Here is a 24,293-nt window from a genome sequence, read left to right as displayed (position 1 = left end):
CGGTTTGTGCGGCAACGGGTCTTCTGCCGGGGCCGGTTCGCCCGGTCCGCCGGTCACCGGCTCCCCGCCGGCACCGTGCTCCCGGGACCGCCGGGCGCCCGGGATCAGGGCCCCGGGGTCACAGGGTCCGTCCCAACAGGCCCAGCAGCGCCGCCCAGTGGCGCTCGGCGGCGGCCTCGTCGTACGCGGCGGTGTCGGCCTGGGTGAAGCCGTGCCGCGCCCCGGCGTACACCTCGCAGCGGTGCGGGACCCTCGCCCCGGCCAGTGCCGCCGACAGCCGCTCCCGCTGCTCCGGCGGCAGCGAGGGGTCCTCGTCGGCGTGACCGAAGTACACCTCCGCGGTGAGGTTGCGGACCGCCAGGTGCGGGCTGTCGGGCTCGTCGGTCGCCAGGTTCCCGCCGTGGAAGCCGGCCACCGCCGCCACCCGGGCCGGGTACGCCCCGGCGGTGCGCAGGGCCAGGGCGGCGCCCATGCAGTAGCCGACCACCGCGACCCGGTCCCCGGCGGCGACCGGGCACTCCGCCAGCCACCGCAGATGGGCGCCCGCGTCCCGCACCGCCGACTCGGGGGTCAGCGCCCGCATCGCCGGGCGCAGCCGCCCGAGCAGGTCCGGCCGCGCCGCCGGATCGATGAACCCGGGCAGCTCCACCACGGGCGCCCGCCCGGCCCGGTACAGCGCGTTCGGCACGAGCACCGTGTACCCGGCGCCCGCCAGCCGGTCCGCCATGGCGTCCAGCGAGGGGCGCGGCCCGAAGGCGTCCGGCCAGAGCAGGACGGCGGGGCGGGGCCTCCCGTCGGCGGGGTGCGCGAGGCGCGCGTCGGCACTCCCGTCGCCGGTGACGATCTCGACGGGGGTCCCCTGTACGGCGGTCATGGCCTGGCTGCCTCTCTGTCGGCCGGCGGCGGATCACACTCATCGTGGCACGCCGCCACCGGCCGCCCGGCGCCTACTCGAACCGCGAGGTGTCACCCGCCCCCCGCCGGACGATCTCCGCCTCGCCGTCCGAGAAGTCGACGACGGTGGTGGGCTCGGTGCCGCAGTCGCCGGAGTCGACGACCGCGTCCACCACGTGGTCGAGCCGGTCCTTGATCTCCCAGCCCTGGGTCAGCGGCTCCTCCTCGTCCGGCAGCAGCAGGGTGCTGGACAGCAGCGGCTCGCCCAGCTCCGCCAGGAGTGCCTGGGTGACCACGTGGTCCGGGATGCGCACCCCCACCGTCTTCTTCTTCGGGTGCTGGAGCATGCGCGGCACCTCCCGCGTCGCGGGCAGGATGAAGGTGTAGCTGCCCGGGGTGGACGCCTTGACCGCCCGGAACACGTCGTTGTCGATCCGGACGAACCGGCCGAGCTGTGCGAAGTCCTGGCACATCAGGGTGAAGTGGTGGCGGCTGTCCAGGTGGCGGATCGACCGGATGCGGTCGATGCCGTCGCGGCTGCCCAGCCGGCAGCCCAGCGCGTAGCAGGAGTCGGTCGGGTAGGCGATCAGCGCGCCCGAGCGGACGCTGTCGGCGACCTGGGCGATGCTGCGCGGCTGGGGGTTGTCGGGGTGCACGTCGAAGTACTTCGCCATCCGGCGAGCTTAGGGCCTTTCCAGTGGATCTTGTCGCGCCCGTCGGCGGTGTGTTCGGCCCCGCCCCGGCGCGGCCCGGTGACCGGTCGCCGCCCCGTCGCGGAACTCTTCGTTCCGCTCGCCGCTCCGCAGGCCTCCGGCCATGGGGTAACGTCCAGCGACTGGACCGGGGGAAGGCGAGGACGAGGAGAAGGCCGACGTGGCGGGCCGAGAACGTGGAACCGGGCGGAACGGGGCCGCCGCCGGCGGGGACGCGCCCTGGGCGCGGGAGCTGCTGGAGCACCTGCGGCCGGCCGGGCGTGACGTGCGCCGGGTGGCGGAGTGGCTGGCGGGCGCGGTGCACGCCACGGTCGGCCTGCGGGACGCCACCGGGCGGCTGCTGGCCGGTGAGCGCGTCCCGGTGGACGCCGCCCTGGTCGCCGACCTCACCACCGGCCGGGTCGCCTCCGCCGCCTGGGAGGACGGGGGCCGGCACCTGCGCCTGGTCGGCGTGGCGCGGGCGTACCCGGAGACCGCCGCCGTCCTCGTGGTCTCCCGGGAGGCGCCCTTCGACCGGCGTGCCGCCGACATCGTCACCCACACCGCCCAGGTGCTGGAACTGCTGGTCGCCGGGGACGAGTCCGCCGCCGCCGGGCAGCGGCTGCGGCGGGCCGCCTCCGACCTCCGGCTGGCCATCCTCCAGTTGCTCATGGTCGAGGACACCGTCTCCGCCCGCAGGGTGGCCGCCGGGCTCTGGCCGGGGCTCCTGGACACCGACACGGCCTGCGTCTACGTCGTCGAGACCGACCCCGCCGGCCGCGACCGGCTCGCCGAGGAGTGCCTGGCGGCCACGGGGGAGCGGGCCCTGGTCGTGCGCTGCCCCGCCGTCGACGGCCACGTCATCGTCCTCTCGCCCCGGGAGGCGGCCGGGGACGCGCTGCGCGACCTGGTGGGCCGGAGGTCCGGCGTCTACCTCGGCGGCAGCGCCCGGCAGAGCCTCGCCCGCACCGCCATCGCCTACGGGCAGGCCGTGAGCGCCCTCGCCATCGCCCGGTTCCGCCCAGGCAACGCCGCCGTGTACGCCGAGCGGACCCGCCCCGAGGTGCTGATGGACCCGGCCTCGCTGCGCGACTGGACGGCCCAGGTGCTGCGCCCGCTCGACGCGCTGCCGCACCACACCCGCGCCGAACTGCTGGCCACCGCCCGGCTCGGCCTGGAGTTCACCGCCGTCAGCACCGCCAAGATCCTCGGCGTCAGCCGCAACACCGTCCGCGCCCGGATGGACCGGGTCGAGACGCTGCTGGGAACCGACCTCTCCGACCTGACCGTCCGGGCCGCCGTGCACCTCGCCCTGAACGCCGAGGCGGGGCTCACCCCCTGCGCGGTCGGCGGCGGCACCGCCGGGCGGGTGCCGGTCCGGCTGGCCGAGCTGCTGGCCGGGCGCCCGCTGCGCACCTGGGCCGGGGACCTGCTCGGACGGCTGGACCGGGACACCCGGGACCTGCGCGGCACCCTGCGCACCTGGATCGCCGCCGGCGGCAACGCGGAGCGCGCCGCCCAGCGGCTCGGCGTGCACGCGCAGACCGTGCGCGAGCACGTCCGCAGCGCCGAGCCCGTGCTGGAGCACGAGCTGCTGGCCGGCGGGAGCGACCTCTACGAGGTCGTCCTCGCCCATCTCGCCGTCGGTGACCTGGCGGATCCGCCGCTGCCCGGGACGAAAGCGGGCCATCCGGACTCACCTGTGCACGGGTGAGCCCCTACGCGCCGGTAGCGGGCACCGGCGCGATTCACAAGGCGCAGGTCGGCCACGTAGGTTCGACGAGTCGCGGGGTCACGACCGGAACGGGGGACCGGCCGTGACCCCGTGGACTCCGTTCACGGGGCGCATCCCGCCCCGGATTCTCCCCGCCCTGGATGCCCTCGTCCCGGACTCCCCCTCGGGGCCCTCCCGTCCCGGTGGCCGCGATCTCCGGGCCCGCTCTCCCGGGCCCCGCTCTCCCCGTGCCCCGGTCCACCGGGCCGCCGCCCGCCGCCGCGGGTCGGTCCCCGTCCCCGTCCCCGTCCCCGTCCCCGGCGCGGGACAGGCACCGCGCGCCCGGTGTCGTCCGGCCGGACGGGACACCTCGGCACCGTCCCCGTGCGGACCGCTCCGGAGCCGGGCGCGAATCGCCGCAAATCAGTGGGTGACGGACACCTCGTCCCCGGGTACCCGGCCCGCCCGAGCGCGCGGCCGTCGGCCGCCCCGCAGCTCAGGCCGCCGCAGGGCGGCCACGAGTCGTAAGGAGCCCACCAGGATGACGGACGCAGCGAGCCGGGGTCCCGCCCCGGGCGACGACCGGAAGGTGCTGACGAACCGGCAGGGGCACCCGGTCCACGACAACCAGAACCAGCGCACCGTCGGCGCGCGCGGACCCGCCACGCTGGAGAACTACCAGTTCCTGGAGAAGATCAGCCACTTCGACCGGGAGCGCATCCCGGAACGCGTGGTGCACGCCCGCGGCGTCACCGCGTACGGCTACTTCGAGTCGTACGGGGCCTGGGGCGACGAGCCCATCGCCCGTCACACCCGGGCCAAGCTGTTCCAGGAGCGGGGCGGGCGCACCGACGTGGCCGTCCGCTTCTCCACCGTGATCGGCGGCCGGGACTCCGCCGAGACCGCCCGGGACCCGCGCGGCTTCGCGGTGAAGTTCTACACCGAGGAGGGCAACTGGGACCTGGTCGGCAACAACCTCGCCGTCTTCTTCATCCGGGACGCGATCAAGTTCCCCGACGTCATCCACTCCCTCAAGCCGGACCCGGTGACCTTCGAGCAGCAGCCGGGGCGCATCTTCGACTTCATGTCGCAGACGCCCGAGTCGATGCACATGCTGGTCAACCTGTTCAGCCCGCGCGGCATCCCGGCGGACTACCGCCACATGCAGGGCTTCGGCGTCAACACCTACAAGTGGGTCAACGCCGAGGGCCGGACCGTCCTGGTCAAGTACCACTGGATGCCCAGGCAGGGCGTGCGGAGCATGACCGAGGAGGACGCGGGCCACGTGCAGGCGGACTCCCTCGGCCACGCCACCAAGGACCTCTACGACGCGGTCGCGCGCGGCGAGCACCCCGAGTGGGAACTCCTCGTCCAGATGATGGACGACCACGACCACCCGGAGCTGGACTTCGACCCCCTCGACGACACCAAGGTCTGGCCCGAGCAGGACTTCCCGCCCCGCCCAGTCGGCCGGATGGTGCTGGACCGGATGCCCGGGAACTACTTCGCGGAGAACGAGCAGATCTCCTTCGGCACCGGTGTCCTCGTCGACGGACTGGACTTCTCCGACGACAAGATGCTCGTCGGCCGGACCTTCTCCTACAGCGACACCCAGCGCCACCGCGTCGGCCCCAACTACCTCCAGCTCCCGGTCAACCGGGCCAAGCACGCCGAGGTGCGGACCAACCAGCGCGACGGCCAGATGGCCTACCACGTCGACGGCGGCGGGGTGAACCCGCTGGTCAACTACGAGCCGTCGATCACCGGCGGCCTGCACGAGGCCCCCTACCGCGTACCGGACGAGCAGGGGCCGGAGATCACCGGGCGGCTCACCCGCCGCCGCATCCCGCGCACCAACGACTACCAGCAGGCCGGGCAGCGCTACCTGCTGATGGAGCAGTGGGAACGCGACGACCTCGTGCGGAACTTCGTCGACCTGATCTCCCAGTGCGCCCGGCCGGTGCGCGAGCGCATGGTCTGGCACTTCCTGCTGGTCGAGAACGACCTCGGCCTGCGGGTCGGCGAGGGGCTCGGCATCGGTCCCCAGGACGTGGCGCACCTGGAGCCGCTGGCCGGCCAGGATCTCACCGACGAGGACCGCGAGCGGCTGGGCCGGCTCGGCGAGAACCCGCCGCGCGACGTGCGGGGCCTCACGATGACCCACTGCGTGCCCGACGAACGGCACGTGGTGACGCGGTGAGTCAGCCGCGCAGCGCCTCCCGGGCCGCCGCGACGGCCTGCTCGGCGTAGCCCCGCCCGAACAGCACGGCGTGCACCAGCAGGGGGAAGAGCTGGTGCACGCCGACGCGCCCGGCCCAGCCGTCGGCGAGCGGCGCCCGCTCCCGGTAGCCCGCCAGGACCTCCTCCAGGTACGGGCAGCCGAAGAGGCGCAGCATCGCCAGATCGGTCTCCCGGTGCCCGCCGTGCGCGGCCGGGTCGATCAGCCGCACCGAACCGTCGGCGCCCCACAGCACATTGCCGTTCCACAGGTCGCCGTGGAGCCGGGCGGGCGGCTCGGCCGGGCCCGCCAGCGCGGGCAGCCGCTCGCAGACCCGCTCGACGACGGCCGCCTCGGCGGGCCGCAGCACACCGGCGTCCACCGCGCCCCGCAGATAGGGCAGGACCCGGTGCTCCGCGTACCAGCGCGGCCAGTCGTCCCCGGTGGCGTTGCGCAGAGGGGCGAGCCCGATCCGGGCCTCCACCGGGCCGCCGGGCGGCGGAGCCCCGAAGGCGGGCGCCCCGGCCAGGTGCAGCGCGGCCAGCTCGCGGCCGAACCCGGCCGCCGCGCGGGGGTCCGGCGGTCCCTCCTCGACCCGCTCCGTCACCAGCCAGTACGGTTCCTCGCCGAGCAGGTCGGGGACGCGCACCGCACCGGCCCCGGCGAGCCAGCGCAGCCCCGCCGCCTCCGCCCGGACGGCGCCGGCCCCCTCGTCGTGCTTGACCACCACGGTGCGTCCGTCGTCGAGGCCCACCAGGGTGACCGTTCCCGACAGCGGGCGCTCACCGGTCGCCGCCCGGCCGGTGAGGCGGGCCGCGGCGGCGGAGGGGGACGCGGAAGGGGTCACGACGCCAGCGTAGGGGGTGTCCGCTGCCGTCGGGCCCGTGTCCGGTGAACCCGGAGGGCGTGCGACGACGGGCCGGGGCGCCTCGCGGGCCCGCGCCGCCGACCCGGTGAAATACGCTCCGGGCGCCGAGCGAACCTCCGGGGGCCGGGGGAGGCATGAAAATATGACCAGTTCAGCGTATTCCCGCACCATCACCCTGCCGACCGCCATCCGTGAACAGGCCGCCCAGCACCTCGAACAGGCGGTGCACCGGTCCATCGACGGCGCCGCCGCCCCCTGCCGAGCCTTCCGCGCCGCCGACGGCGACGATCCGGTCTTCTCCGTCCCCGTGATCGAACAGGCCGCCGGCTGCCTGCTGGTGCTCGCCGCCGACAGCGCGCAGAGCCTCCGTCCCTCCGCCCTGCGCGCACTGATCGGCGTCGCCCTGCATCTGCGGGACGCCGCCGAGGCCGTGCGCCGTCCTGCCCTGGTCACCCCGGCCTGGTGACGGACCGCCCCCGCGCGGGCCCGCCCCGGCGCCCTGCGGCGCGGTGGGGCGAGGGGAGAGCCCGGGGCACGGGGGCGGTGGGGCCGCGGCCCGGTCGCGGCCGGAGGGCCGGGGCGTGTCCTTCGGCGCGTGGCCGGAGACGTCGCCGGCGCGCGGGTCCGGGAGCCGTTCGCGGACGGGCCGTTCCCGGGATGGGGGCCGTTCCCGGGCCGGGAGCGCGGGCATCCCCGGGCACGGGGGCGCCCCCGGGGACACGGGTGTCCCGAGGGGCGCGGGCGGTGCGGTGGTCGCCGGCTCAGCCGCCCAGCTTGGCGCGGAGGCCGCCCTCCAGCGCGGCCGAACGCGACGCCGCCCGCGCGGAGCGCCGCACCAGCCGTGCCTCCCGGCGCAGCTCCCGGGCCGCGTGCCGGCCGCGCCACAGCAGGGAGGGGGCGCCCGCGGTGTCGTCGGCGGCGATCAGCAGCCCGCCCATCATCGACACGTTCTTGAGGAAGTGGATGCGCTGCTGCATGCGGTCGCCGGGTTCCTCCGCGTCCCAGTAGCGGTGCCCCGCCAGGGTCGTGGGCACCAGCGTCACCGCGAGCGCCAGCGCCGCCAGCCGCGGGCACCGGCCGAGCCCCAGCAGCACGCCCCCCGCGACCTGCACGGCGCCGTTGAGGCGGACGAGCTGCTCGGTGCTCTCGGGCAGCACCGCCACGCGCTCGGTCACCGGCCTGACGACGGGTTCGGCCGCCGGGGCCACGGCCGACGGGTTGCGCAGGGACTGCACGCCCCCGGCGATGAACATCGAGGCGAGCATCGGCCGCCCGGCCGTACGCAGAAGACTCATGGGGCTCTCTCCAGCCTCTCCAGGAAGCACCGGGGTGTGAGGGGTCCGGTGTGCCGTCACCGGATCTTCAGGTGCCCCGCCCGGGCGGCGCCATTCGGCACACGGCCCCCTCCGGCGTCCATGACCGTCCGCGGGCCGGTCCCTTCGCAGGTCAGGGGCGTACGGGGGAGGCGTGCCCGGCGTGGACCGATCCGGTGGCGGCCGGGCGCATACGGCGCACGCGGCGCACGGGCCGCACGCGACGCACGGGGCACGTGGAGCGTGCGCGGCACGCACCGGGCGCCCGAGGACGGCGGGGCGGCCGCCCGGCGCGTGTCGCAGCGCTCCGTCGCCGTACCCGGCCGCCGCCCGACGGGCCGTCGCGCTGCCGGGAGGCCCCGGGCGGGTTCCGTGACCGCGTGTCATGGATCGGCCCGAATCCAGCCGATCGAGCGATCGATTCGGGCCGTCCGGGTGTGTCCGTGCCGCCGGGGGAGGGGTGGCACATCACCCGAACGGCCCCCGAGCGGTACTGCTCGGGGCCCCTTCGGTGTCTCCTGGAGGGTGTCAGCGGCGTCCAGGCTGGGAGGCCGAGCATGTACGAGATGTGCGTGGGCCCGGAGAAGACGGGCGGAGCATTGGTGTGGCACGTGATGGCCAAGCGCACGGCGGCCACTCTCTGCGGAGAGAGGCTCCGTGAACGCGTGGCGGCGTCCGACGGCGAGAGAGCGCGGCACTGCCCCGACTGCATGGCGTCGTTCGCGAAGCTGATGGCGGCCACACCGTGCTGACGCGCCGTCCGCCCCGTCGTCCGCCCCGTCGCGCTCCAGCGGCGGGGCGGACGACGTGGTGGCGCGGCCCGGCGGACGTGGGGAGCCCGGCGTTCCTTTCCGGACGGCACCGGAGCGAGCGGCCCGCCGAGCGCCGAGGAGGGACGGGTCCGGTCCCGGGCGGGCTCGCACCGGGACCGGACCCGCCCTCGGCCGGCGGCGCCGCCCCCCCGTGCCTCCGCCCGCGCGCACGTCGCCGAAGGCGACGACCAGCACGGATCGCCGCGTCATGGCGTCCCTTCCCGGCGGGGCCCGCGACGGCCGCGATGACGAATCCCCCACCGTTGCCCGCCATCCGGTTTCCTGCCGTCCGGGCCCGGCCCCCTTCCGGCCCGGCCCTGTCCGCCCACCGTGTCCTGCCCCGGCCACCGTGCCCTTCCCCGGCCCGTCCCCGCTCCGGCCCGCCGTGCCCGGCCCGCTTCCCTCCCGTCCCGCCGCCCGGTCGCCCGACCGGAGCCCGGTGTCGTACCGTCCCGGCCCCTCCCGCCTCCCGTTCGGCGCCCGCGCCGCCCCACCGCCCGGTGCCCACCGCCCGCGCCCCGGACGCCCGTGCCCCGCCCCCCCGTACCGCACCCTCCGCTCCGGCCGGGGCGGCTTCGGAGGGAGAACGCCCCCTCGCCGGTGCGACAATCTGCCCGTGGAGAGGCGCCCGATGACGTGGTCGGGGCCCGGGGCGGAAGGAGCCATGCGCATGATCGAATGGGTGCCGCTGAGCAGCGGAGCCAGACCCGTTCCCCGCCCCGTCGCCGCGCCGCTGGTGTGGGCGGCGGCCCTCGGCGGCGCCCTCGTCCTGGTCGCGGTGCTCAACGGCACCGTCGGCACCGGCCGCCCGGAGTTCGCCCTGGCGGCGCTCTCCCTGCTCGCCGCCCTGCTCGGGCTCTGCGCCCCGTACGCGGCGGCCCCCGGCACCGCCCTGCTGTGCTGGCTCTCCCTGAACGGCTTCGCGATACCGCCCGCGGGCACCCTCACCTGGGCCGCCTCCCGGGACGCGCTCTGGCTGGCCTGTCTGTTCGGCGCCGCCCTGGCGGGCACCTCCCTGGCCCGGCTGGCGTACGCCCGCGCCGCCTACCGCAGGCTGACCGCAGCCCGGGGCCCCGCCGGAACGGGAGACCCCGGCGACCGCTGACGGCGGACCGCCGCGTCCCCGGCCGCGGAGCCCCGCCCCGGCGGTACGGCCTCCCCCGGGCCGCCGGCCCGGTTCAGCGGGGGCGCCGGCTCCGCGCCAGGGCCCGCAGCAGCGCCCCGCGCCCTCCGTCCGGCACGGTCCACAGCGTCTCGCCCGTCACCCCCCACCGCTCCAGCAGCGCGCCCGCCGCCAGGAACCCGGAGGTGGCGGCCCGCTCCATCAGGGCGACCGGCAGTCCCGTGCGGACCAGGTCCCCGGCGACCACGACGACCGGGTCCGGGGTGCGCACCGTGGGCCGGTCCCCGTGGCCGCCCACGGGGAACAGCGGGCAGTCCGCCCGCCACTCGTGCCGCTCGGCCACGACCCCGGCCCGCCGCGACTCCGGGTACACCCGGTGCAACTGGTCGAGCAGCCGCTTCTCCTCGACGTCCCGCACGGCCGTCGCGGGCAGCGCGTACGCGTGCAGCTCGACGACCGAGCCGCCCGTGCGGGCCGACCACCGCGCCGCCTCGCCCTCCCACCGGGACAGCACACTGACGTTGTCGAGCGAGCCGTACCCACTGGTGCCGAGGAACCCCGCCCGGTCCGGTGCCAGCGGCCGGTCCAGCCACAGCCGGGAGACCAGGAACGGCGGGGCGGTCCGCAGCCGCGCCATCCGCTCCCGCCAGCCCCGGTCGCCCAACTCGGGCGAGCGGCCCACCAGATCGCGGAGCCCCCCGGTGTCCAGCGCGAGGACCACGGCGTCGTACGGGTCCGCGCCCCGGGCGCCGGTCACCAGCCGCGCGCCGGACGGCAGCGGGCGGACCGACTCGACGGGCGCACCCGTCCGCAGCTCTACCCCGTGCCCGGTCAGACGGCGGGCCAGCGGGTCCCAGAGGGCGCGGGGGAACGGCTCGTCGGGCACGTCGAACAGCAGGCCCTCGCCGGAGCCCAGGAAGTAGATGTGGAACATCAGGGCCATCTCGGCCGCCGACAGCTCCCGGGGGTCGGCGAAGAAGCTCCGGGAGAAGACCTCGAAGGCCAGGTGCCGGGCCGCCGCGGGGAACCGCAGCTCCTCCAGCAGGTCGTGGGCACTCGTACCGTCCCACCGCTCGTGGACCCGGTCCGCGCGCACGTCGAGCAGGGGCAGCGCGGCGGACGGCCGCAGGGACGGCAGGTCGCGCAGGCGGAAGGTGGGGCTGAGGGCGGCGAAGCCGAGCGCGTTCCACGGGGGTGTGCGCGGTACGTGGCGGAACCCGTCGCGCAGGCCGTCGGCGTGCCACAGCGGATAGTCCGGCAGGCCCCTCAGCATGCCCAGCGCCGGATCGGCCCGGCGCAGCAGTGCGCGCAGGTTGTAGTACTGGCGGAAGAAGGCGTGGAAGCCGCGGCTCATGGTGACGGGCATGCCGTCGGGCAGGGTGTCGGCCCATCCGGCGACCCGGCCCCCGAGCACCGGCTCCCGCTCGTACAGCACGACGCGCGCGCCCCGCTCCGCGAGCAGGGTGGCGGCGGCGAGTCCGGCGATGCCCCCGCCCACCACGGCGACGGACGGCGGGTCCCCGGTGATCCGCTCCCGGCCCGGCGCAGGGGGGACGCGCCGGGCGAGCCGGTCCCGGCCCGGTGGCCGTTCGCCGTCGCGCCGCTTCACCGGGCGCCGCCCGTCGTCGCGCCGGCCGCCGCGCCGCCTGCCATGGCGTCACCCGCCGTCGTGCTGCGCGCCGTCGCGTCGTCCGCTGTCGCTCCGTCGGCCGTCGCGCCGCCCTCGTGGGCGAGGAAGGTGTGGGCGATCCCCGTCTGCCAGCCCGGCAGCGGCAGGACCCGGACCCGGTCGAACCCGGCCCGCCCGAGCCGGGCGGTGAACTCCCGCACCGTGTCGAACTCCGCGACGCTGCGCCGCAGATGGCGGTAGAGGTCCCGGTCGCCGCAGGCCGCGCCGAGCGGCTGGACGACGCCCCGGCACACCGCCGACCACACCAGGCGGCCGGCCGGCCGCCCGGTGAGCGCGAACTCGTGGGCCGCCAGCCGTCCGCCCGGCGCGAGCAGGGCGCGCACCGCCCGCAGCACGGTGTCCGGATCGGTGAGGTTGCGGAAGAGGTAGGCGGCGAAGACCGCGTCGAACGGGCCCTCCACCCCCGCCTCCGCCAGTTCCTCCGCCGGGGCCCGCAGGAAGCGCACCCGGTCCGGCCAGGGCTTGCCCCGGGCCCGCTCCAGCATGCCCGCCGAGGCGTCCACCCCGGTGATCCGGGCGTACGGGAAGGCCGCGGCCAGCGCCGCCGTCGAGGCGCCCGTGCCGCAGCCCAGGTCGAGGACCCGGCGTCCGGTGCCGCCGTCCGCGAAGGCCAGCCGGCGCGCCGAGCGGCGCAGTTGGGCGTGGTAGCCGGGGTTGAGGGCGACCAGACGGTCGTAGCGGCCGGCGCCGCGGTCGAAGGCGGCGGTCAGCGCGGCGTCGCGGAGCAGGGGCATCGGTGACTCCTCGGTGGGTCGGTGGGGCGGGCGGTTCGACCACGGTGGTCCGGTGAGGTCGTGCGCGGCCCGGCGGCGAACCGGTGCGTGGTCGTGGTCGTGCCGTGGCGGATGGGGCGGTGGAGGCGGTGCTCGGTCGGGAGGACGGGCGGTGGACGGTCGGCGGGGAGCCGGTGGGGCGGCGCGGTCAGCCGGCGGGGCGGCGGCGGAGCCAGGGCAGTTCGGCCGCCGTCCGCAGCATCGGCAGGACGGGGGTGCGGACCCCGACGGCGAGGTCCTCGCGCAGCCGGGTCCGCCCGTCCAGGAAGCGAAGCAGCCGTTCGGCGGGCACCCGGTCGAACAGCCGCAGGAACAGCTCCGGCCCGTCCACCCGGCCGGTGTCCAGCGCCCGCAGCAGCACCGCGTCCATCAGCCGGGCCCGGAGCGGGTGCGGCGCCGGGGGCTCCGGGCACCGCCCCGCCCGCAGCGCCCGCGCCACCGCCTCCGACTGGCGCTGCACGGCGGCGAAGGTGTAGCCGGTGGACGGGCGGGTCGCGCCGCCCGCGGTCCCGATCCGGAACACGCACCCGGCGCCTCCCGCCCGCCGCTCGAACACCCCGTCCGTCATCGGGATCACCCCCTGCTCGGCCGAGAGCACCTCCACCGCGCCCAGCCCCAGCACCCGGCCGGTGTACTCGGACAGCTCCCGCTCGTACGCCTCGCGCGTCAGCGGGGCGGGCCCGAAGCCGGTGTACTCGACCAGCGCGGTGCGCCGTCCCGTCGGCAGGACGTAGCCGAAGGACAGCCCGTGCTCCGGCTGGCGGGTGCGGAAGTCCATCAGATCGACCACGCCCGGCTCGAAGACCGGCCGCGCGGCGCGCACGAACCAGCCGCGGAAGTGCTGGAGCAGCCGGGTCCGCGCGGCGGGCGGCCGGACGGGCGGGCGGGAGTCGAAGACCCAGTGGGCCCGCAGGTCCAGCGGCGCCCCCGCCGGACCGGCACCGCGCACCCGCGCCGTGCCGTCCGGCAGCGCGGACACCGCCGAGACGGTGGCGGTCACCCGCTCCAGGCCGGGACGGTCCTCCAGCTCGCGGTGCAGCAGCGCCTCGAAGTCGTCCGAGCGGATCATCTTGTAGCGGGCGGGCGCGATGGACCGCAGCACCACCGCGCCGTCCCGGCCGCGCACCCGCAGCCACTGCCAGGAGGCCGTCACCGCCGCGTCGAACCGGCCGGGCCCCGTCTCCCAGAAGCACCAGGTGCGCGACGGGGGCCGCAGCGGGCCCTCCGGCGGTTCGATCAGGGCGACGGCGGGCGCCGGGCGCCCCGGGGTGCCCGACGGCAGCCGGTGCGCCAGCGACAGGCCCGCCGCCCCGGCGCCCACGATCACGATGTCCGCCTCGGCCACGGCCACCTCCCTGCGTCCGCGCACCGCCCCCGGACGGCGGGGCCGGGCGGGCGTACGACGACTCGGCTGCGGCGGAGTATTCCGTCCGGGCACCCCTTCCGGACGGACGCCGCGCGGGACGGGGCGGGCCCGGTGCCCGCCGGACGGGTGAGCGGCACCGGCCCACGGCACGGTGCGGCGTCCCTCCGGGGCCCGGGGGTGAACCATGGCGCGGGGCGGCGCCCTCCCGTCCCGGGGGCGCGGGCCATCCGTCCGGGAGCGCGGGCCCCGCGCCCCCGCTCCGGAGTCCGTACCGCCCGCCCCGCGCCCGGAGCCGCGCCGCCCGCGCCGGTGCCTCCCCCGTCCCCCCCGTCCCCGTCCGTCCCGTCCGCACCGTCCGTCCAGGGGAGCCGCGATGACCCGTACCGTGCCCGGTCCGACCGACCACGTGGTGGTGGTCGGTGCCGGACTGGCGGGGCTGTCGGCCGCCCTGCACCTGCTGGGCGCCGGGCGGCGGGTGACCGTCGTCGAGCGCGATCCGCTGCCCGGCGGACGGGCCGGGCGCCGCCTGCTCGGCGGCTACCACCTCGACACCGGCCCCACCGTGCTGACCATGCCCCACCTCGCGGACGAGGCGTTCGCGGCCGTCGGTGAGCGGCTCGCCGACCGGGTCGAACTGCTGCCCGTGCACCCGGCCTACCGGGCCCGTTTCGCCGACGGCGGCACCCTCGACGTGCACACCGACGCCGACGCGATGGAGGCGGAGGTCGAGCGGTTCGCCGGCCCCCGCGAGGCGGCCGGGTACCGGCGGCTGCGCACCTGGCTGACCCGCCTCTACGCCGTCCAGCGGCGCCGGTTCATCGACGCCAACTTCGACTCGCCGCTGGGCCTGCTCACCCCCGACCTGGCCCGGCTCGCCGCCCTCGGCGGCTTCGGACGGCTGGACGCCCGCATCGGACGGTTCCTCACCGACGAACGGCTCCGCCGGGTCTTCTCCTTCCAGGCCCTGTACGCCGGTGTCGCGCCCGAGCGGGCCCTGGCCGCCTACGCCGTGATCGCCTACATGGACACCGTCGCCGGGGTCTTCTTCCCGCGCGGCGGCATGCACGCCCTGCCCCGTGCCATGGCCGCCGCCGCCGCGGCCGCCGGGGCCGAACTGCGCCTGGGCGAGGCCGTCACCCGGCTCGAACGCTCCGGCGACCGGATCACCGCCGTGATCACCGAGGGTGCCCGCATCCCCTGCGACGCCGTCGTCCTCACCCCCGACCTGCCCCTCGCCCACCGGCTCCTGGGCCGCCGCCCGCGCCGCCCGCTGCGGCTGCGGCACGCCCCGTCCGCCGTCGTCCTGCACGCCGGGACCGACCGCACCTGGCCCCACCTCGCCCACCACACGCTCTCCTTCGGCGCCGCCTGGCACCGCACCTTCGACGAACTCACCCGGAGGGGCACCCTGATGACCGATCCGTCCCTGCTCATCACCCGGCCCACCACCGCCGACCCCGCCCTCGCCCCGGCCGGCCGCCACCTCCACTACGTCCTCGCCCCCTGCCCCAACACCGACGTCGGCCCCGGCGCCGAGAGCTGGCACGACCTCGCGCCCGGCTACCGGGACCGGCTCCTCGCCACGCTGGAACGCCGGGGGATGACCGGCATCGCCGCCGCCGTCGAGGCCGAGTGCCTGGTCACCCCCGCCGACTGGGCCGCCCAGGGCCACGCCGCGGGCACCCCCTTCTCCGTCGCCCACACCTTCGCCCAGACCGGGCCCTTCCGGCCGCGCAACCTCGTCCGGGGCACCGCCAACGCGGTCCTCGCGGGCTGCGGCACCACCCCCGGCGTCGGCGTGCCCACGGTGCTGATCTCCGGGAAGCTGGCCGCCGCCCGCATCGCCGGTCCCCGTGCCACCGGCGCGCGCGCCGCCCGGGGCGGACGCCGGTGACCCGTCGCGAACTCGACGCCGCCGGCATCACCGACCCCGTGCTGCGCGCCGCCTACGCCCGCTGCCGCCGCCTCAACGCCCGCCACGGGCGCACCTACTTCCTCGCCACCCGCCTGCTGCCGCCCGACCGCAGACCCGCCGTGCACGCCCTGTACGGCTTCGCCCGGTGGGCCGACGACCTCGTCGACGACACCGGGGCCGCGGCCGGTCCCGCCGACCGGGCCGCCGCCCTGGCCCGGCTCGACGCCCGGCTCCGGGGCGCCCTCGCGGGCGGCGCCGCGACCGGCGAGCCCGTGGTGCTCGCCCTGGCCGACACCGCCGCCCGGTACGCCATCGACCCGGTCCACTTCACCGACTTCATGGCCTCCATGCGCAGCGACCTCACCGTCACCGACTACGCCACCTACGCCGACCTGCGCGGCTACATGCACGGCTCGGCCGAGGTCATCGGACTGCAGATGCTGCCCGTCCTCGGCACCGTCACCGACCGCGCCCTGGCCGCCCCGCACGCCGCCGCCCTGGGCACCGCCTTCCAGCTCACCAACTTCCTGCGCGACGTGGGCGAGGACCTGGACCGGGGCCGGATCTACCTCCCGGCGGACCTGCTCGCCGCCCACGGCGTCGACCGCCCCCTGCTGTGCTGGAGCCGCCGCACCGGCCGCCCCGACGCGCGGATCACCGCCGCGCTGCGGGACGCCGAGGCGCTCACCCGCGCCGTCTACCGCGAGGCCGAACCCGGTCTGGCGATGCTGGACCCGGTGGCCCGGCCCTGCGTCCGCACCGCGTTCCAGCTCTACCGGGGCATCCTCGACGCCGTCGCCCGGAGCGGCTACGCGGTGCTGCACCGGCGCGCGGTGGTGCCCCGGCGGCGGCGCGCGGCGGTCGCGTCCCGGGGGCTGGCCCGGGTGACGGCCGCCCGGCTCCGCGCCGCCGCCCGGTCCCGGTCCGGGACCGCCCCGGGCCACCCGGCCGCCGCGGTGTCCCGGCCCGCCCCGCGGCCCGCGCCCCCGGCGCCCGCGCCGGCCCCGCCTCCGGCCCCGCCCGGGTCCGCCGGCCCACCGGAACCACCGGCCCTCACCGGTCCACCGTCCCCTTCCGCCGCGCCCGTCCCGCCGGAGCCGTCCCGCGCGGACGCCCGCGCCGCCCCCGGCCCGAAGGAGGCGGGATGACCACCGCGCCCCGCCGGGGCCGCTACCCGCTGCGGCTGCGCCGCCGCCCCGTCCCCTGGCGTCAGCAGCCCCCGACCTGGCGCGCGGCGCGGCCCGCCCTCATCGCCGCCGCCCTGGAGCGCGCCCGTGCCCGGCCCTCGGGCAACTGGTACGTCGTCGGCGCCACCCCCGGCACGACCGGAGGGCGCCCGCTGTCCCGCACCGTCGCGGGCGTCGAGGTCGTCCTCTGGCGGGACGCGCGCGGGCGGCTGGTCGGCGGCCCCGGCGCCTGCCCCCACCTCGGCGCGCCGCTCGCCGACAGCCCGGTGCGCTGCGGCACCCTGGTCTGCCACTGGCACGGACTCGCCCTGGACGGCGGGGCGTTCGCCGGCTGGGAGCCGCTGCCCGTGTACGACGACGGCGTCCTCGCCTGGGTGCGGCTGGACGCGGTGGGCGGGGAGGCACCCACCCCGGCCCCCGTCCTGCCCGGCCGCCCGCCGCTGCCCGCGGCCCTGGCATCCGTCTGGTCCGGCGTCGGCGTCTGCGACCCCGAGGACGTGATCGCCAACCGGCTCGACCCCTGGCACGGCGCCTGGTTCCACCCGTACTCGTTCGCCGACCTGACCGTCGTCTCGGCCCCCGGCGGCACGGGCGGCACGGGCGGCACGGGCGGCACGGGCGGCGCCGAGGGGGCGCGGGGGCCCGGCGGGGGCGAGGGGGCGGGGGCCGGTCAGGGAGACGGCCCGGGGGAGGACGACCGCTTCGTCGTCGACGTCTCCTTCCGGCTCACCGGGCGGCTCGTGGTGCCCGTACGCGCGGAGTTCACCGCGCCCGGCCCGCGCACCGTGGTCATGCGGATCACCCACGGCGAGGGCGCCGGGTCGGTGGTCGAGAGCCACGCCACCCCGCTCGCCCCGGACGACCGGGGCCGTCCGCGCACCGCCGTCGTCGAGGCGGTCCTCGCCGTCTCCGACCGGCCGGGCTTCCCCGCCGTCCGCAGCCTGGCCCCCGTGCTGCGCCCCCTGATGCGGGCCGCCGCCGGACGGCTGTGGCGCGACGACCTCGCCTACGCCGAACGCCGCCGCCTGCTCAGGGAGCGCGGCACGTTCCCCGGCTGACCGGACCGACCGCGCGAGGAGTGCCGTGCAGACCTTCCTGCCCCACCCCGGCTTCCGCGACTCCGCGCTCGTCCTGGACCGGCGCCGCCTGGGCAAGCAGCGGGTCGAGGCGCTCCAGGTGCTGCGCGGGCTGACGGTCCCCGGCTACGGCTGGCGCCACCACCCGGCGGTGCGCATGTGGACCGGGTACGAGGAGGCGCTCGTCCGCTACGGCCTGGAGGTCTGCCGGGTCTGGCGGGAGCGGGGGCATCCGGACACCTGCGCCGCCTCCCTGCTCGCCGGGTTCGCCGCCGGACGGCCGGACGCCCCGGTGCGCGGGCAGACGGAGCTGGGGGAGGCCGGGGAACTGCCGCCGTGGCTGGGCGACGAGGGCTTCCACCGCAGCCACCGCTCCGCCCTGGTCCGCAAGGACCCCGGTGACTACGCCCGGCTGTTCCCCGGGGTCCCGGACGACCTGCCCTACGTGTGGCCCCGGTCGGACCGGGCGGGGGAGCAGCGGCGGCGGTGAGGGCCGGGACGGAGCCGCCGGGCCCGGGCCCGCGCGCCGGTCGGGCCCGCCCGGGGCGGCCGGGCCCGACGCGAGGGCCCGGGAGCCCGCCCCCGGCCCCTCCCGCCCTCACCCCCCGTCACCCGACGAGGGCCGCCCAGGTCTTCGGGCCCGCCTCGCCGTCGACGACCAGGCGGTTGAGGCCCTGGAAGGTGCGCACGGCGGAGTGGGTCACCGAGCCGAAGCCGCCGTCGACCGCGAGGCCCGCGCCGCGCTTGTTCAGCGCCACCTGGAGTGCCCGCACATGCGAGCCCGAGCCGCCGCTCCGGAGCGTGTAGACCAGCTCCGGCCAGGTCCTGGGGCCGACCTCACCGTCGGCCACCAGCCCCTTCGAGGTCTGGAACTTCTTGACCGCGGCCACCGACACCGAGCCGTAGGCACCGTCGGCGACCAGGGCGGTCCCGCGCTGGGTGATCAGGTACTGGATGGCCCTGACCGTCGCGCCGGAGGCGCCGGGGGCGAGGGCGGACCAGCCGCCGCCCAGGGCCACTCCCCGGGCGGCGAGGTAGGGGACCGGGTCGACCGTGCCGCCCAGGCCCCCGCTGTGGGTCTCGAAGTGCAGGTGGGGGCCGGTCACATTGCCGGTGGCGCCCATGTCGGCGATGCGCTGCCCCGCGGCCACCGTGGCGTTGAGCCCGACGCGGAAGGCGCTGAGGTGCCCGTAGTAGGTGTGCGCGCCGCCGCCGTGCGAGAGGACGAGGCCGTTGCCGGTGCGCCCGGTCAGGACCCCGCTGCCGCGCCGCACCACGGTTCCGGCGGCGGCGGCGTAGACGGCGGTGCCGGTCGGGTTGGTGACGTCCTGGCCCGCGTGCGGAGAGGCGCCGCGCGGTGCCCCGTAGCCGCCGCCCGCGGGGAAGCGGCCCTGGGCGGGGTTGCACCACCGGCCGTCCTTGAGCGGGGCCGCCGAGGCCGCGGGGACCAGGGCGGGCGGGCCGGTGAGCGCCAGCCCGAGCCCGGCACCGGCGCCGAACAGCAGCCGTCTGCGGGAGGGGCCCGTCGGCCGGACGCCCCGCCGTTCCTCCGTAGCGCCGTCCGCCGGACCGCACTGTTCACACATGTCCCGTCCTCCTCCGCCGTCAGGGTTCTACGCGCGTTGCTTGTCGAGAGCATGCCATTCGTGGGGATGGTGTTCCAGGGGCGCGTGAGATCTTCACAGGCCCCCTCCAAAGGGCCCGTACCGGTCGTCGGCGGCGGTCCCTGAGTCCGCGGCCGGCCGGGCGCGGACTCGGGGAACCGCGCGGCCCGCCCGCCCCGCCAGCGGCGCGTCCGCCCCCGGCGCGGCGGAATTGGTCCCCGATACGGCAGGCGGAATGGACCCCGTACCGGACCGCCCCCGCTCCTAGCGTCGTCGCCATGAACGCCACCACCCGCGGCGGCCTGCTCGCCGCGTTCGCCTGCCTCCTCGTCGGAGCGTCCTTCACCGCCAACAGCGTGCTCGGCGACTACCCGTACGCCGGGGGCCAGTTCCTCCGCTACGCCCTCGCCTTCCTGCTCCTGCTCCCGCTCGCCGCCCGTGGTGCCGGGGCCCGGCTGCGCGCCCTCGGACCCGGGCGGTGGGTCCGGCTGGCGCTGCTCGCCGCCGTCGGCATGGTCGGCTTCAACCTGGCCGTGCTCGCCGCCGAACGCACGGCGGAACCGGCGGTACCCGGCGTCCTGGTGGGCTGCGCGCCCGTGGTGGTTGCGGTCCTGGTGCCGCTGATGGAGGGCCGCCGCCCGCAGCGACTCGTCCTGTACGGGGCGGCGTTCGTGGCGGCCGGGGCGTTCACCGTGCAGGGCTGGGGCCGTACCGACGGCCCGGGGCTCGCCTTCTCGGTGTGCGCCCTGGCCGGGGAGACGGGGTTCGCCGTCCTCGCGGTGCCCGTCGTCCGGCCGCTGGGCCCCCGGCTGCTGTCCACCGTGGTCTGCGGGATCGCGGCGGCCGAGTCGGCGGCGGCCGGGTGGCTGATGGACGGCACGGGCTGGCTGCGGCGGCCGGACGCGGTCGAGACCGGGGCGCTGCTGTGGCAGGCGGCCGTGGTCACCGTCGTCGGCTTCGTCTGCTGGTACATGGGCATGCAGCGGATCGGGGCCGAGCGCGCCACCCTGTTCTCCGGACTCATCCCGGTCGCCGCGGCCTGTACCGCCCCGCTGGTGGGCACCGGCGGCTACGGTCCCGCGCAGGCCGTCGGCAGCGCCCTGGTCTGCGCCGGGGTGGCGCTCGGCTCGGGTGTGCCGCTGCCGCGCCGACGGCGCCCGGCGCCGGCGGGTCAGCCGGCGTCGGAGCGTTCCTCGGAGGCGTTGTAGAGGTCCCGGGAGACATGGAGCAGCTCCCGCCGCTCCTGCTGGGAACCGACCATCGGCGGGGAGCCTTCGAGCGGCACCTGCGCGCTCTCCGGCAGGAACCGCACCGTCACCAGGCCGATCGCCCCGGCCAGCATCAGGTAGTAGGCGGGCATCAGCTCGTCTCCGGTCGCGCTCACCAGTGCCTCGGTGACCAGCGGCGTGGTGCCGCCGAACGCGGCGACGGAGAGGTTGAAGCCGATGCCCATGGCCGCGTAGCGGACGGCGGTCGGGAACAGCGCCGGGAGGGTGGCGGCGCTCGGCGCGGCGAAGCAGGCCAGCAGGGTGGCCAGGATCAGGACGCCGCAGACCGGTGCCCCCACCCCGTCCGCACGGATCAGCAGGAAGGCCGGCACGGCCAGGACGATCATCGCGGCGGCGCCGACCGCGTAGAGCGGGCGCCGCCCGACGTGGTCGCTGAGCCGTCCCAGGAAGGTGATCAGCACCACGATCCACACCATGGCGGCGAGCACCAGCACGTCCGACAGACCGCTGGACCGGTGCAGGGTCTCCGTCTGATAGGTGGGCAGATAGCCGGTGACCATGTAGTTGGTGACGTTGTAGAGCAGGACCAGGCCCACGCAGACCAGCAGGGGCCGCCAGTGCCGCTGGACGACGTCCTTCAGCTCCTTGCCCGCCGACTCCTGGGCGAGGGACTTCTCGTGCGCGTCCAGCTGCTGCTGGAAGGCGGGCGACTCCTCCAGCTTCAGCCGGATGTAGAGACCGATGACGCCGAGCGGCCCGGCGATCAGGAACGGCAGCCGCCAGCCCCAGGAGAGCATCTGGGCGTCCGTCAGCGCCAGGTTGAGCACGGTCACCAGCGCCGAGCCCAGCGCGTAGCCGACGAAGGTGCCGAAGTCGAGCCAGCTCGACAGGAACCCCCGCCGCCGGTCGGGTGAGTACTCGGCGACGAAGGTCGTGGCGCCGCCGTACTCGCCCCCGGTGGAGAAGCCCTGGACCATCCGGGCGAGCAGCAGCAGGACCGGGGCGGCGACGCCGATGGTGGCGTACGACGGGATCAGGCCGATCGCGAAGGTGCCCAGCGCCATCATGATCATGGTGGTGGCGAGGACCTTCTGCCGCCCGACCCGGTCCCCGAGCGGACCGAAGAACAGTCCGCCGAGCGGGCGCACCACGAACGCGGCGGCGAAGGTCGCGAAGGACGAGATGACCTGGGCGGCGGGGGAGGCGCCGGGGAAGAACACCTTGCCGATGGTGGCGGCCAGATAGCTGTAGACGCCGAAGTCGAACCACTCCATGCAGTTGCCGAGGGCCGAGGCGCCGACCGCGCGCCTGAGCAGCGGGCCCTCGACGACGTGCACGTCCTCCTCGCGCAGCGCCCGCCTGCGGCGCCGCAGACGGCGGGTCAGCTCCTCGCGTACCTGGTGGGGCAGGTCCGCCACCGCGCTCGGCGTCGTCCCCGGGCCCGGAGGGCCGGACCGGCCGTCAGGCTTCGCGTCGGCCACGGTGCCGCCCTCCTGTCGCTCGCGCATGTCCCGCCAGGCGCATTCTGCGCCGGGAGGCCGCCCGCCGCCCGTCGGCACCGCCGCCCCGGACGCCCCGCCCGGGCCTCCACGGCCTCCGCGAACCCGTACCCCGGCGGCCGTGTGCCCGTGCCCGGAGAGGTCACTCCTCGCGGTCGATGTGGCGGGTCCACCAGTGGTGTTCGCAGAACCAGTGGCCGAACATCGATCCGCCGAAGACGACGAACCCCACACCGATCAGCCAGGACTCCACCACCAGCACGATCCCCACGGTGCCGTAGCTGATCGCGTTGTCGAGGATGAGCGGGGTGAACACCAGGTAGGAGAAGCCGCGCAGCCCGACCAGGCCCACCATGGTGGCGATGGCCCCCGGCAGCAGGTCCCGCCAGCGGACCTGCCCGCCCAGCAGGAAGCGCTGCGCCCACCAGAAGAACAGCAGTCCGGTGGCCGTGGAGAGCGCGATGCGGGTCCAGCCCTGGAGCGCCGTGCGGGTCTGCACCTCCTGGTAGAGGTAGGCGGTGAGCATCACCACCCAGGTCGCCTGGCGCCACACGCGGTGCCAGGGTCCGGACGGCAGTCCCCAGACCCGCTCGTAGCCGTTCTGCACGCTGGAGGCGAACGAGATGCCGAACACGGCCAGGGCGATGCCGCCCCAGACGCTCGTGGTGCCGATGACCTCGGTGGGCGGGCTGATGATGTCCGTCAGCACCCGCGCCGACCGCCCCGACAGGCCCATCCCGTCCGCCAGCCAGGAGGCGAAGCCGCCGCGTTCCAGCGGATCGGCCGCCGCCACCACGATCAGCAGCGGCGCCAGGGTGACCAGGGCGAGCGTGGCGAACCCCATCGCGCGGTGCATCAGCTCCAGGTCCCGGCCGCGCCGGATCAGGGCGGACGCGGCCAGCCGGTCCCACACGCGGTGCGGCGCGTGCCGGTGCCGGTGGTTCAACGGTGCTCCTCGGGCGGTCCTGGTGGTCCCGGCGGTCGCGCGCGGGCCGCGAGCGGCCGGTGCCGGGCACGGTGGGGGTGCCGGGCGCGGCGGCGGGACGGACTCCACCGCCGGGCACGGGTCCTGGTACTCCAGGGTGACCGATCACGGCCCGCCGGGCACGTCCGCGTCCGGCCGGCTTCGCGGCGCCGGGGCGGGGGACGGCGGCCCGGCGGGGCGCCGGGGCGGCTCCGGTCGCGCGGGGCGGGCAGGGGCGTGCGCCGGCCGGAGCGCGGAACGTCCGCCCCGGCGCCCGCTCCCGCCCGGCGCCCCGCTTCCGCCCCCGGCGGCCGTGGACGCCCCGGCCCGCGGTGGGCGACGCCGGGCACCCGCGCTCGCGCAGCGCATCCGCGCCCCGCGCGTCGTACCGGGGCTGGGCCACCTGGCCTACGGGCGCGGGGGTGCGAGGGCGGCCGTGCGGGCGGGGGACATGCCGGAGGGCCGCCCGCGCCACCGGGGCGGGGGCGGCCCTCGGGCGGGGGCAGGCCGGGTCAGGGGTCCATGCGGTGCTGCTGGCGCATCCGCTCGTTGTGCCAGGCGATGGCGCGGCGGATCTGCGGCTCGTGCAGTCCGGTGCGGCCGGCGAGCTGGTCCATGGACAGCTCCGGCGGGCCGGTGGTCAGCGCCCGTGCCACCTTGGCGGCCCACAGCTCCTCCTCCACGAAGGGCCGGTGCCGGTAGTCGTCCTTGACCACGTCGAAGTGCTCGTCGCAGCAGGCGGTGATCAGCCGCAGCCCGTCGTACCAGTCGTTGGTGGCGTGGGCGGCGGAGGAGTCCGGCACATAGCCGCGGACCGCCTCGCTCTCGGGAAAGATGTCGGCGCACAGGTCGCACAGCTCCATACGGACGGGCTGAGCGGGACGGCGCCCCTTCCTGCGCTTACGCTTCCACATCGCGCCTCCCGGAGAGTCGGGGATCGGCCACCGGATTCCCGGAGTTACCAGGACGGAGAGGGGCAAACGTCACGTCCCGGACAGGGCAGGTGAGGGGCTCGGTGGCGGGCGGCCGGTCGCGCGGAGTGAGCGCGTGGTTCCCGTCCGCGGTCGGCGGTGGGCGCCGCCGGAGAACCGCACGGGGGCGCGGCGTCGGGGGCGGGTGCGGGGCGCGCGGCCCTGCCGCCGCCCGGCGGGACGCGGTGATGCCGCCCCGTCACGATGCTTCACGGGTGCCGGGTGCCGGGTGCCGGGTGCCGGGTGCCGGGTGCCGGGTGCGGGATGCGGGGCGGGTGGGGTGGGGTGAGGGGTGCCGCCCCGCAGGCGTGTGCGTGGCGTGGACGCGCGCTGCGGTGCGGGGTGACCGGTGCGCGGCGTGGGGGTACGCGGTGTGTGCGGCGCG

General features: G+C 77.0%; 20 protein-coding genes. 9 read left to right on the top strand and 11 right to left on the bottom strand.

What is annotated here, in order from left to right; translation table 11 throughout:
• Positions 1–118: 118 nt before the first annotated feature.
• Positions 119–874, bottom strand: coding sequence for a dienelactone hydrolase family protein (locus ACZ7LB_RS20740; RefSeq protein WP_471470085.1), 756 nt, complete (start codon positions 872–874; stop codon positions 119–121).
• A gap of 73 nt (positions 875–947) precedes the next feature.
• The gene (locus tag ACZ7LB_RS20735) at positions 948–1,568 is read right to left on the bottom strand and encodes an L-threonylcarbamoyladenylate synthase (RefSeq protein WP_471470083.1); all 621 of its coding nucleotides are present in this window, start codon (positions 1,566–1,568) and stop codon (positions 948–950) included.
• A 199-nt stretch (positions 1,569–1,767) separates the two neighbouring features.
• On the opposite strand from ACZ7LB_RS20735, the gene ACZ7LB_RS20730 reads away from it, so the two are divergent.
• Both ACZ7LB_RS20730 and ACZ7LB_RS20725 read left to right on the top strand, forming a co-directional pair.
• Positions 1,768–3,300, top strand: coding sequence for a helix-turn-helix domain-containing protein (locus ACZ7LB_RS20730; protein WP_471470081.1), 1,533 nt, complete (start codon positions 1,768–1,770; stop codon positions 3,298–3,300).
• Positions 3,301–3,841: 541 nt separating this feature from the next.
• Positions 3,842–5,500: a catalase gene (locus ACZ7LB_RS20725; RefSeq protein ID WP_471470079.1), complete on the top strand. Its 1,659-nt coding sequence runs from the start codon at positions 3,842–3,844 to the stop codon at positions 5,498–5,500.
• A 1-nt stretch (position 5,501) separates the two neighbouring features.
• Here the strand turns inward: ACZ7LB_RS20725 and ACZ7LB_RS20720 are convergent, their stop codons facing one another.
• The gene (locus ACZ7LB_RS20720; protein ID WP_471470077.1) at positions 5,502–6,365 is read right to left on the bottom strand and encodes a fructosamine kinase family protein; all 864 of its coding nucleotides are present in this window, start codon (positions 6,363–6,365) and stop codon (positions 5,502–5,504) included.
• Between the two features lie 163 nt (positions 6,366–6,528).
• Between ACZ7LB_RS20720 and ACZ7LB_RS20715 the strand changes: the two genes are divergently transcribed.
• Complete coding sequence (locus ACZ7LB_RS20715; RefSeq protein WP_471470075.1) at positions 6,529–6,852, top strand: hypothetical protein; 324 nt, start codon at positions 6,529–6,531, stop codon at positions 6,850–6,852.
• A 295-nt stretch (positions 6,853–7,147) separates the two neighbouring features.
• On the opposite strand, the gene ACZ7LB_RS20710 is transcribed toward ACZ7LB_RS20715, so the two are convergent.
• Entirely contained in the window at positions 7,148–7,681 is a 534-nt protein-coding gene (locus tag ACZ7LB_RS20710; RefSeq protein WP_471470073.1) for a DoxX family protein, read from the bottom strand.
• A 1,500-nt stretch (positions 7,682–9,181) separates the two neighbouring features.
• Between ACZ7LB_RS20710 and ACZ7LB_RS20705 the strand changes: the two genes are divergently transcribed.
• Positions 9,182–9,616 (top strand): hypothetical protein, encoded by a 435-nt coding sequence (locus ACZ7LB_RS20705; RefSeq protein WP_161226672.1) that lies wholly within the window; start codon positions 9,182–9,184, stop codon positions 9,614–9,616.
• Positions 9,617–9,689: 73 nt separating this feature from the next.
• Here ACZ7LB_RS20705 and ACZ7LB_RS20700 read toward each other — a convergent pair whose 3' ends face one another.
• The 3 genes from ACZ7LB_RS20700 to ACZ7LB_RS20690 form a co-directional block, all read right to left on the bottom strand.
• Entirely contained in the window at positions 9,690–11,243 is a 1,554-nt protein-coding gene (locus tag ACZ7LB_RS20700; RefSeq protein WP_471470071.1) for an FAD-dependent oxidoreductase, read from the bottom strand.
• On the bottom strand, positions 11,240–12,058 hold the full coding sequence (locus tag ACZ7LB_RS20695; protein ID WP_471470069.1) for a class I SAM-dependent methyltransferase: 819 nt from the start codon (positions 12,056–12,058) through the stop codon (positions 11,240–11,242). Before ACZ7LB_RS20695 ends, ACZ7LB_RS20700 begins: the two co-directional genes overlap by 4 nt.
• A gap of 187 nt (positions 12,059–12,245) precedes the next feature.
• Positions 12,246–13,442, bottom strand: coding sequence for a lycopene cyclase family protein (locus ACZ7LB_RS20690; protein ID WP_471470065.1), 1,197 nt, complete (start codon positions 13,440–13,442; stop codon positions 12,246–12,248).
• A 394-nt stretch (positions 13,443–13,836) separates the two neighbouring features.
• Here ACZ7LB_RS20690 and crtI point away from each other — a divergent pair, with 394 nt between their 5' ends.
• The 4 genes from crtI to ACZ7LB_RS20670 are packed head-to-tail and all read left to right on the top strand — an operon-like array spanning position 13,837 to position 18,131.
• Positions 13,837–15,357 carry a phytoene desaturase family protein gene (gene crtI, locus ACZ7LB_RS20685; RefSeq protein ID WP_471470063.1) on the top strand — a complete coding sequence of 507 codons (1,521 nt, stop codon included), beginning with the start codon at positions 13,837–13,839 and terminating at the stop codon, positions 15,355–15,357.
• Positions 15,354–16,526, top strand: coding sequence for a phytoene/squalene synthase family protein (locus ACZ7LB_RS20680; RefSeq protein ID WP_471470061.1), 1,173 nt, complete (start codon positions 15,354–15,356; stop codon positions 16,524–16,526). Before crtI ends, ACZ7LB_RS20680 begins: the two co-directional genes overlap by 4 nt.
• Positions 16,523–17,623 carry a DUF5914 domain-containing protein gene (locus ACZ7LB_RS20675; protein ID WP_471470059.1) on the top strand — a complete coding sequence of 367 codons (1,101 nt, stop codon included), beginning with the start codon at positions 16,523–16,525 and terminating at the stop codon, positions 17,621–17,623. The genes ACZ7LB_RS20680 and ACZ7LB_RS20675 overlap by 4 nt, the downstream gene beginning before the upstream one ends.
• A 25-nt stretch (positions 17,624–17,648) precedes the next feature.
• The gene (locus tag ACZ7LB_RS20670) at positions 17,649–18,131 is read left to right on the top strand and encodes an MSMEG_6728 family protein (RefSeq protein ID WP_471470057.1); all 483 of its coding nucleotides are present in this window, start codon (positions 17,649–17,651) and stop codon (positions 18,129–18,131) included.
• A gap of 118 nt (positions 18,132–18,249) precedes the next feature.
• Here ACZ7LB_RS20670 and ACZ7LB_RS20665 read toward each other — a convergent pair whose 3' ends face one another.
• A complete protein-coding gene (locus ACZ7LB_RS20665; protein WP_471470055.1) occupies positions 18,250–19,227 on the bottom strand; it encodes a peptidoglycan-binding protein in 978 nt (325 codons plus the stop codon).
• A gap of 296 nt (positions 19,228–19,523) precedes the next feature.
• Between ACZ7LB_RS20665 and ACZ7LB_RS20660 the strand changes: the two genes are divergently transcribed.
• Complete coding sequence (locus tag ACZ7LB_RS20660; protein ID WP_471470053.1) at positions 19,524–20,453, top strand: EamA family transporter; 930 nt, start codon at positions 19,524–19,526, stop codon at positions 20,451–20,453.
• Here ACZ7LB_RS20660 and proP read toward each other — a convergent pair.
• From proP to ACZ7LB_RS20645, 3 genes are all read right to left on the bottom strand, one after another.
• The gene (gene proP, locus ACZ7LB_RS20655) at positions 20,417–21,982 is read right to left on the bottom strand and encodes a glycine betaine/L-proline transporter ProP (protein ID WP_471470051.1); all 1,566 of its coding nucleotides are present in this window, start codon (positions 21,980–21,982) and stop codon (positions 20,417–20,419) included. The genes ACZ7LB_RS20660 and proP overlap by 37 nt on opposite strands.
• A gap of 133 nt (positions 21,983–22,115) precedes the next feature.
• Positions 22,116–22,919 carry a ribonuclease BN gene (locus ACZ7LB_RS20650; RefSeq protein ID WP_471470049.1) on the bottom strand — a complete coding sequence of 268 codons (804 nt, stop codon included), beginning with the start codon at positions 22,917–22,919 and terminating at the stop codon, positions 22,116–22,118.
• A 530-nt stretch (positions 22,920–23,449) separates the two neighbouring features.
• Positions 23,450–23,851 carry a hypothetical protein gene (locus ACZ7LB_RS20645; protein ID WP_471470047.1) on the bottom strand — a complete coding sequence of 134 codons (402 nt, stop codon included), beginning with the start codon at positions 23,849–23,851 and terminating at the stop codon, positions 23,450–23,452.
• Positions 23,852–24,293 lie beyond the last annotated feature (442 nt).

Source organism: Streptomyces sp. NPDC107521 (assembly GCF_055598485.1).
The sequence above is the reverse complement of the archived record's forward strand: the minus strand, read 5'-3'. Positions and strand labels throughout refer to the sequence as shown.

Coding starts and splice junctions, on each gene's coding strand:
- ACZ7LB_RS20740 (WP_471470085.1), bottom strand. CDS start 874: ATGACCGCCGTACAGGGGACCCCCGTCGAGATCGTCACCGGCGACGGG.
- ACZ7LB_RS20735 (WP_471470083.1), bottom strand. CDS start 1,568: ATGGCGAAGTACTTCGACGTGCACCCCGACAACCCCCAGCCGCGCAGC.
- ACZ7LB_RS20725 (WP_471470079.1), top strand. CDS start 3,842: ATGACGGACGCAGCGAGCCGGGGTCCCGCCCCGGGCGACGACCGGAAG.
- ACZ7LB_RS20715 (WP_471470075.1), top strand. CDS start 6,529: ATGACCAGTTCAGCGTATTCCCGCACCATCACCCTGCCGACCGCCATC.
- ACZ7LB_RS20710 (WP_471470073.1), bottom strand. CDS start 7,681: ATGAGTCTTCTGCGTACGGCCGGGCGGCCGATGCTCGCCTCGATGTTC.
- ACZ7LB_RS20705 (WP_161226672.1), top strand. CDS start 9,182: ATGATCGAATGGGTGCCGCTGAGCAGCGGAGCCAGACCCGTTCCCCGC.
- ACZ7LB_RS20695 (WP_471470069.1), bottom strand. CDS start 12,058: ATGCCCCTGCTCCGCGACGCCGCGCTGACCGCCGCCTTCGACCGCGGC.
- crtI (WP_471470063.1), top strand. CDS start 13,837: ATGACCCGTACCGTGCCCGGTCCGACCGACCACGTGGTGGTGGTCGGT.
- ACZ7LB_RS20675 (WP_471470059.1), top strand. CDS start 16,523: ATGACCACCGCGCCCCGCCGGGGCCGCTACCCGCTGCGGCTGCGCCGC.
- ACZ7LB_RS20665 (WP_471470055.1), bottom strand. CDS start 19,227: ATGTGTGAACAGTGCGGTCCGGCGGACGGCGCTACGGAGGAACGGCGG.
- ACZ7LB_RS20660 (WP_471470053.1), top strand. CDS start 19,524: ATGAACGCCACCACCCGCGGCGGCCTGCTCGCCGCGTTCGCCTGCCTC.
- proP (WP_471470051.1), bottom strand. CDS start 21,982: ATGCGCGAGCGACAGGAGGGCGGCACCGTGGCCGACGCGAAGCCTGAC.
- ACZ7LB_RS20645 (WP_471470047.1), bottom strand. CDS start 23,851: ATGTGGAAGCGTAAGCGCAGGAAGGGGCGCCGTCCCGCTCAGCCCGTC.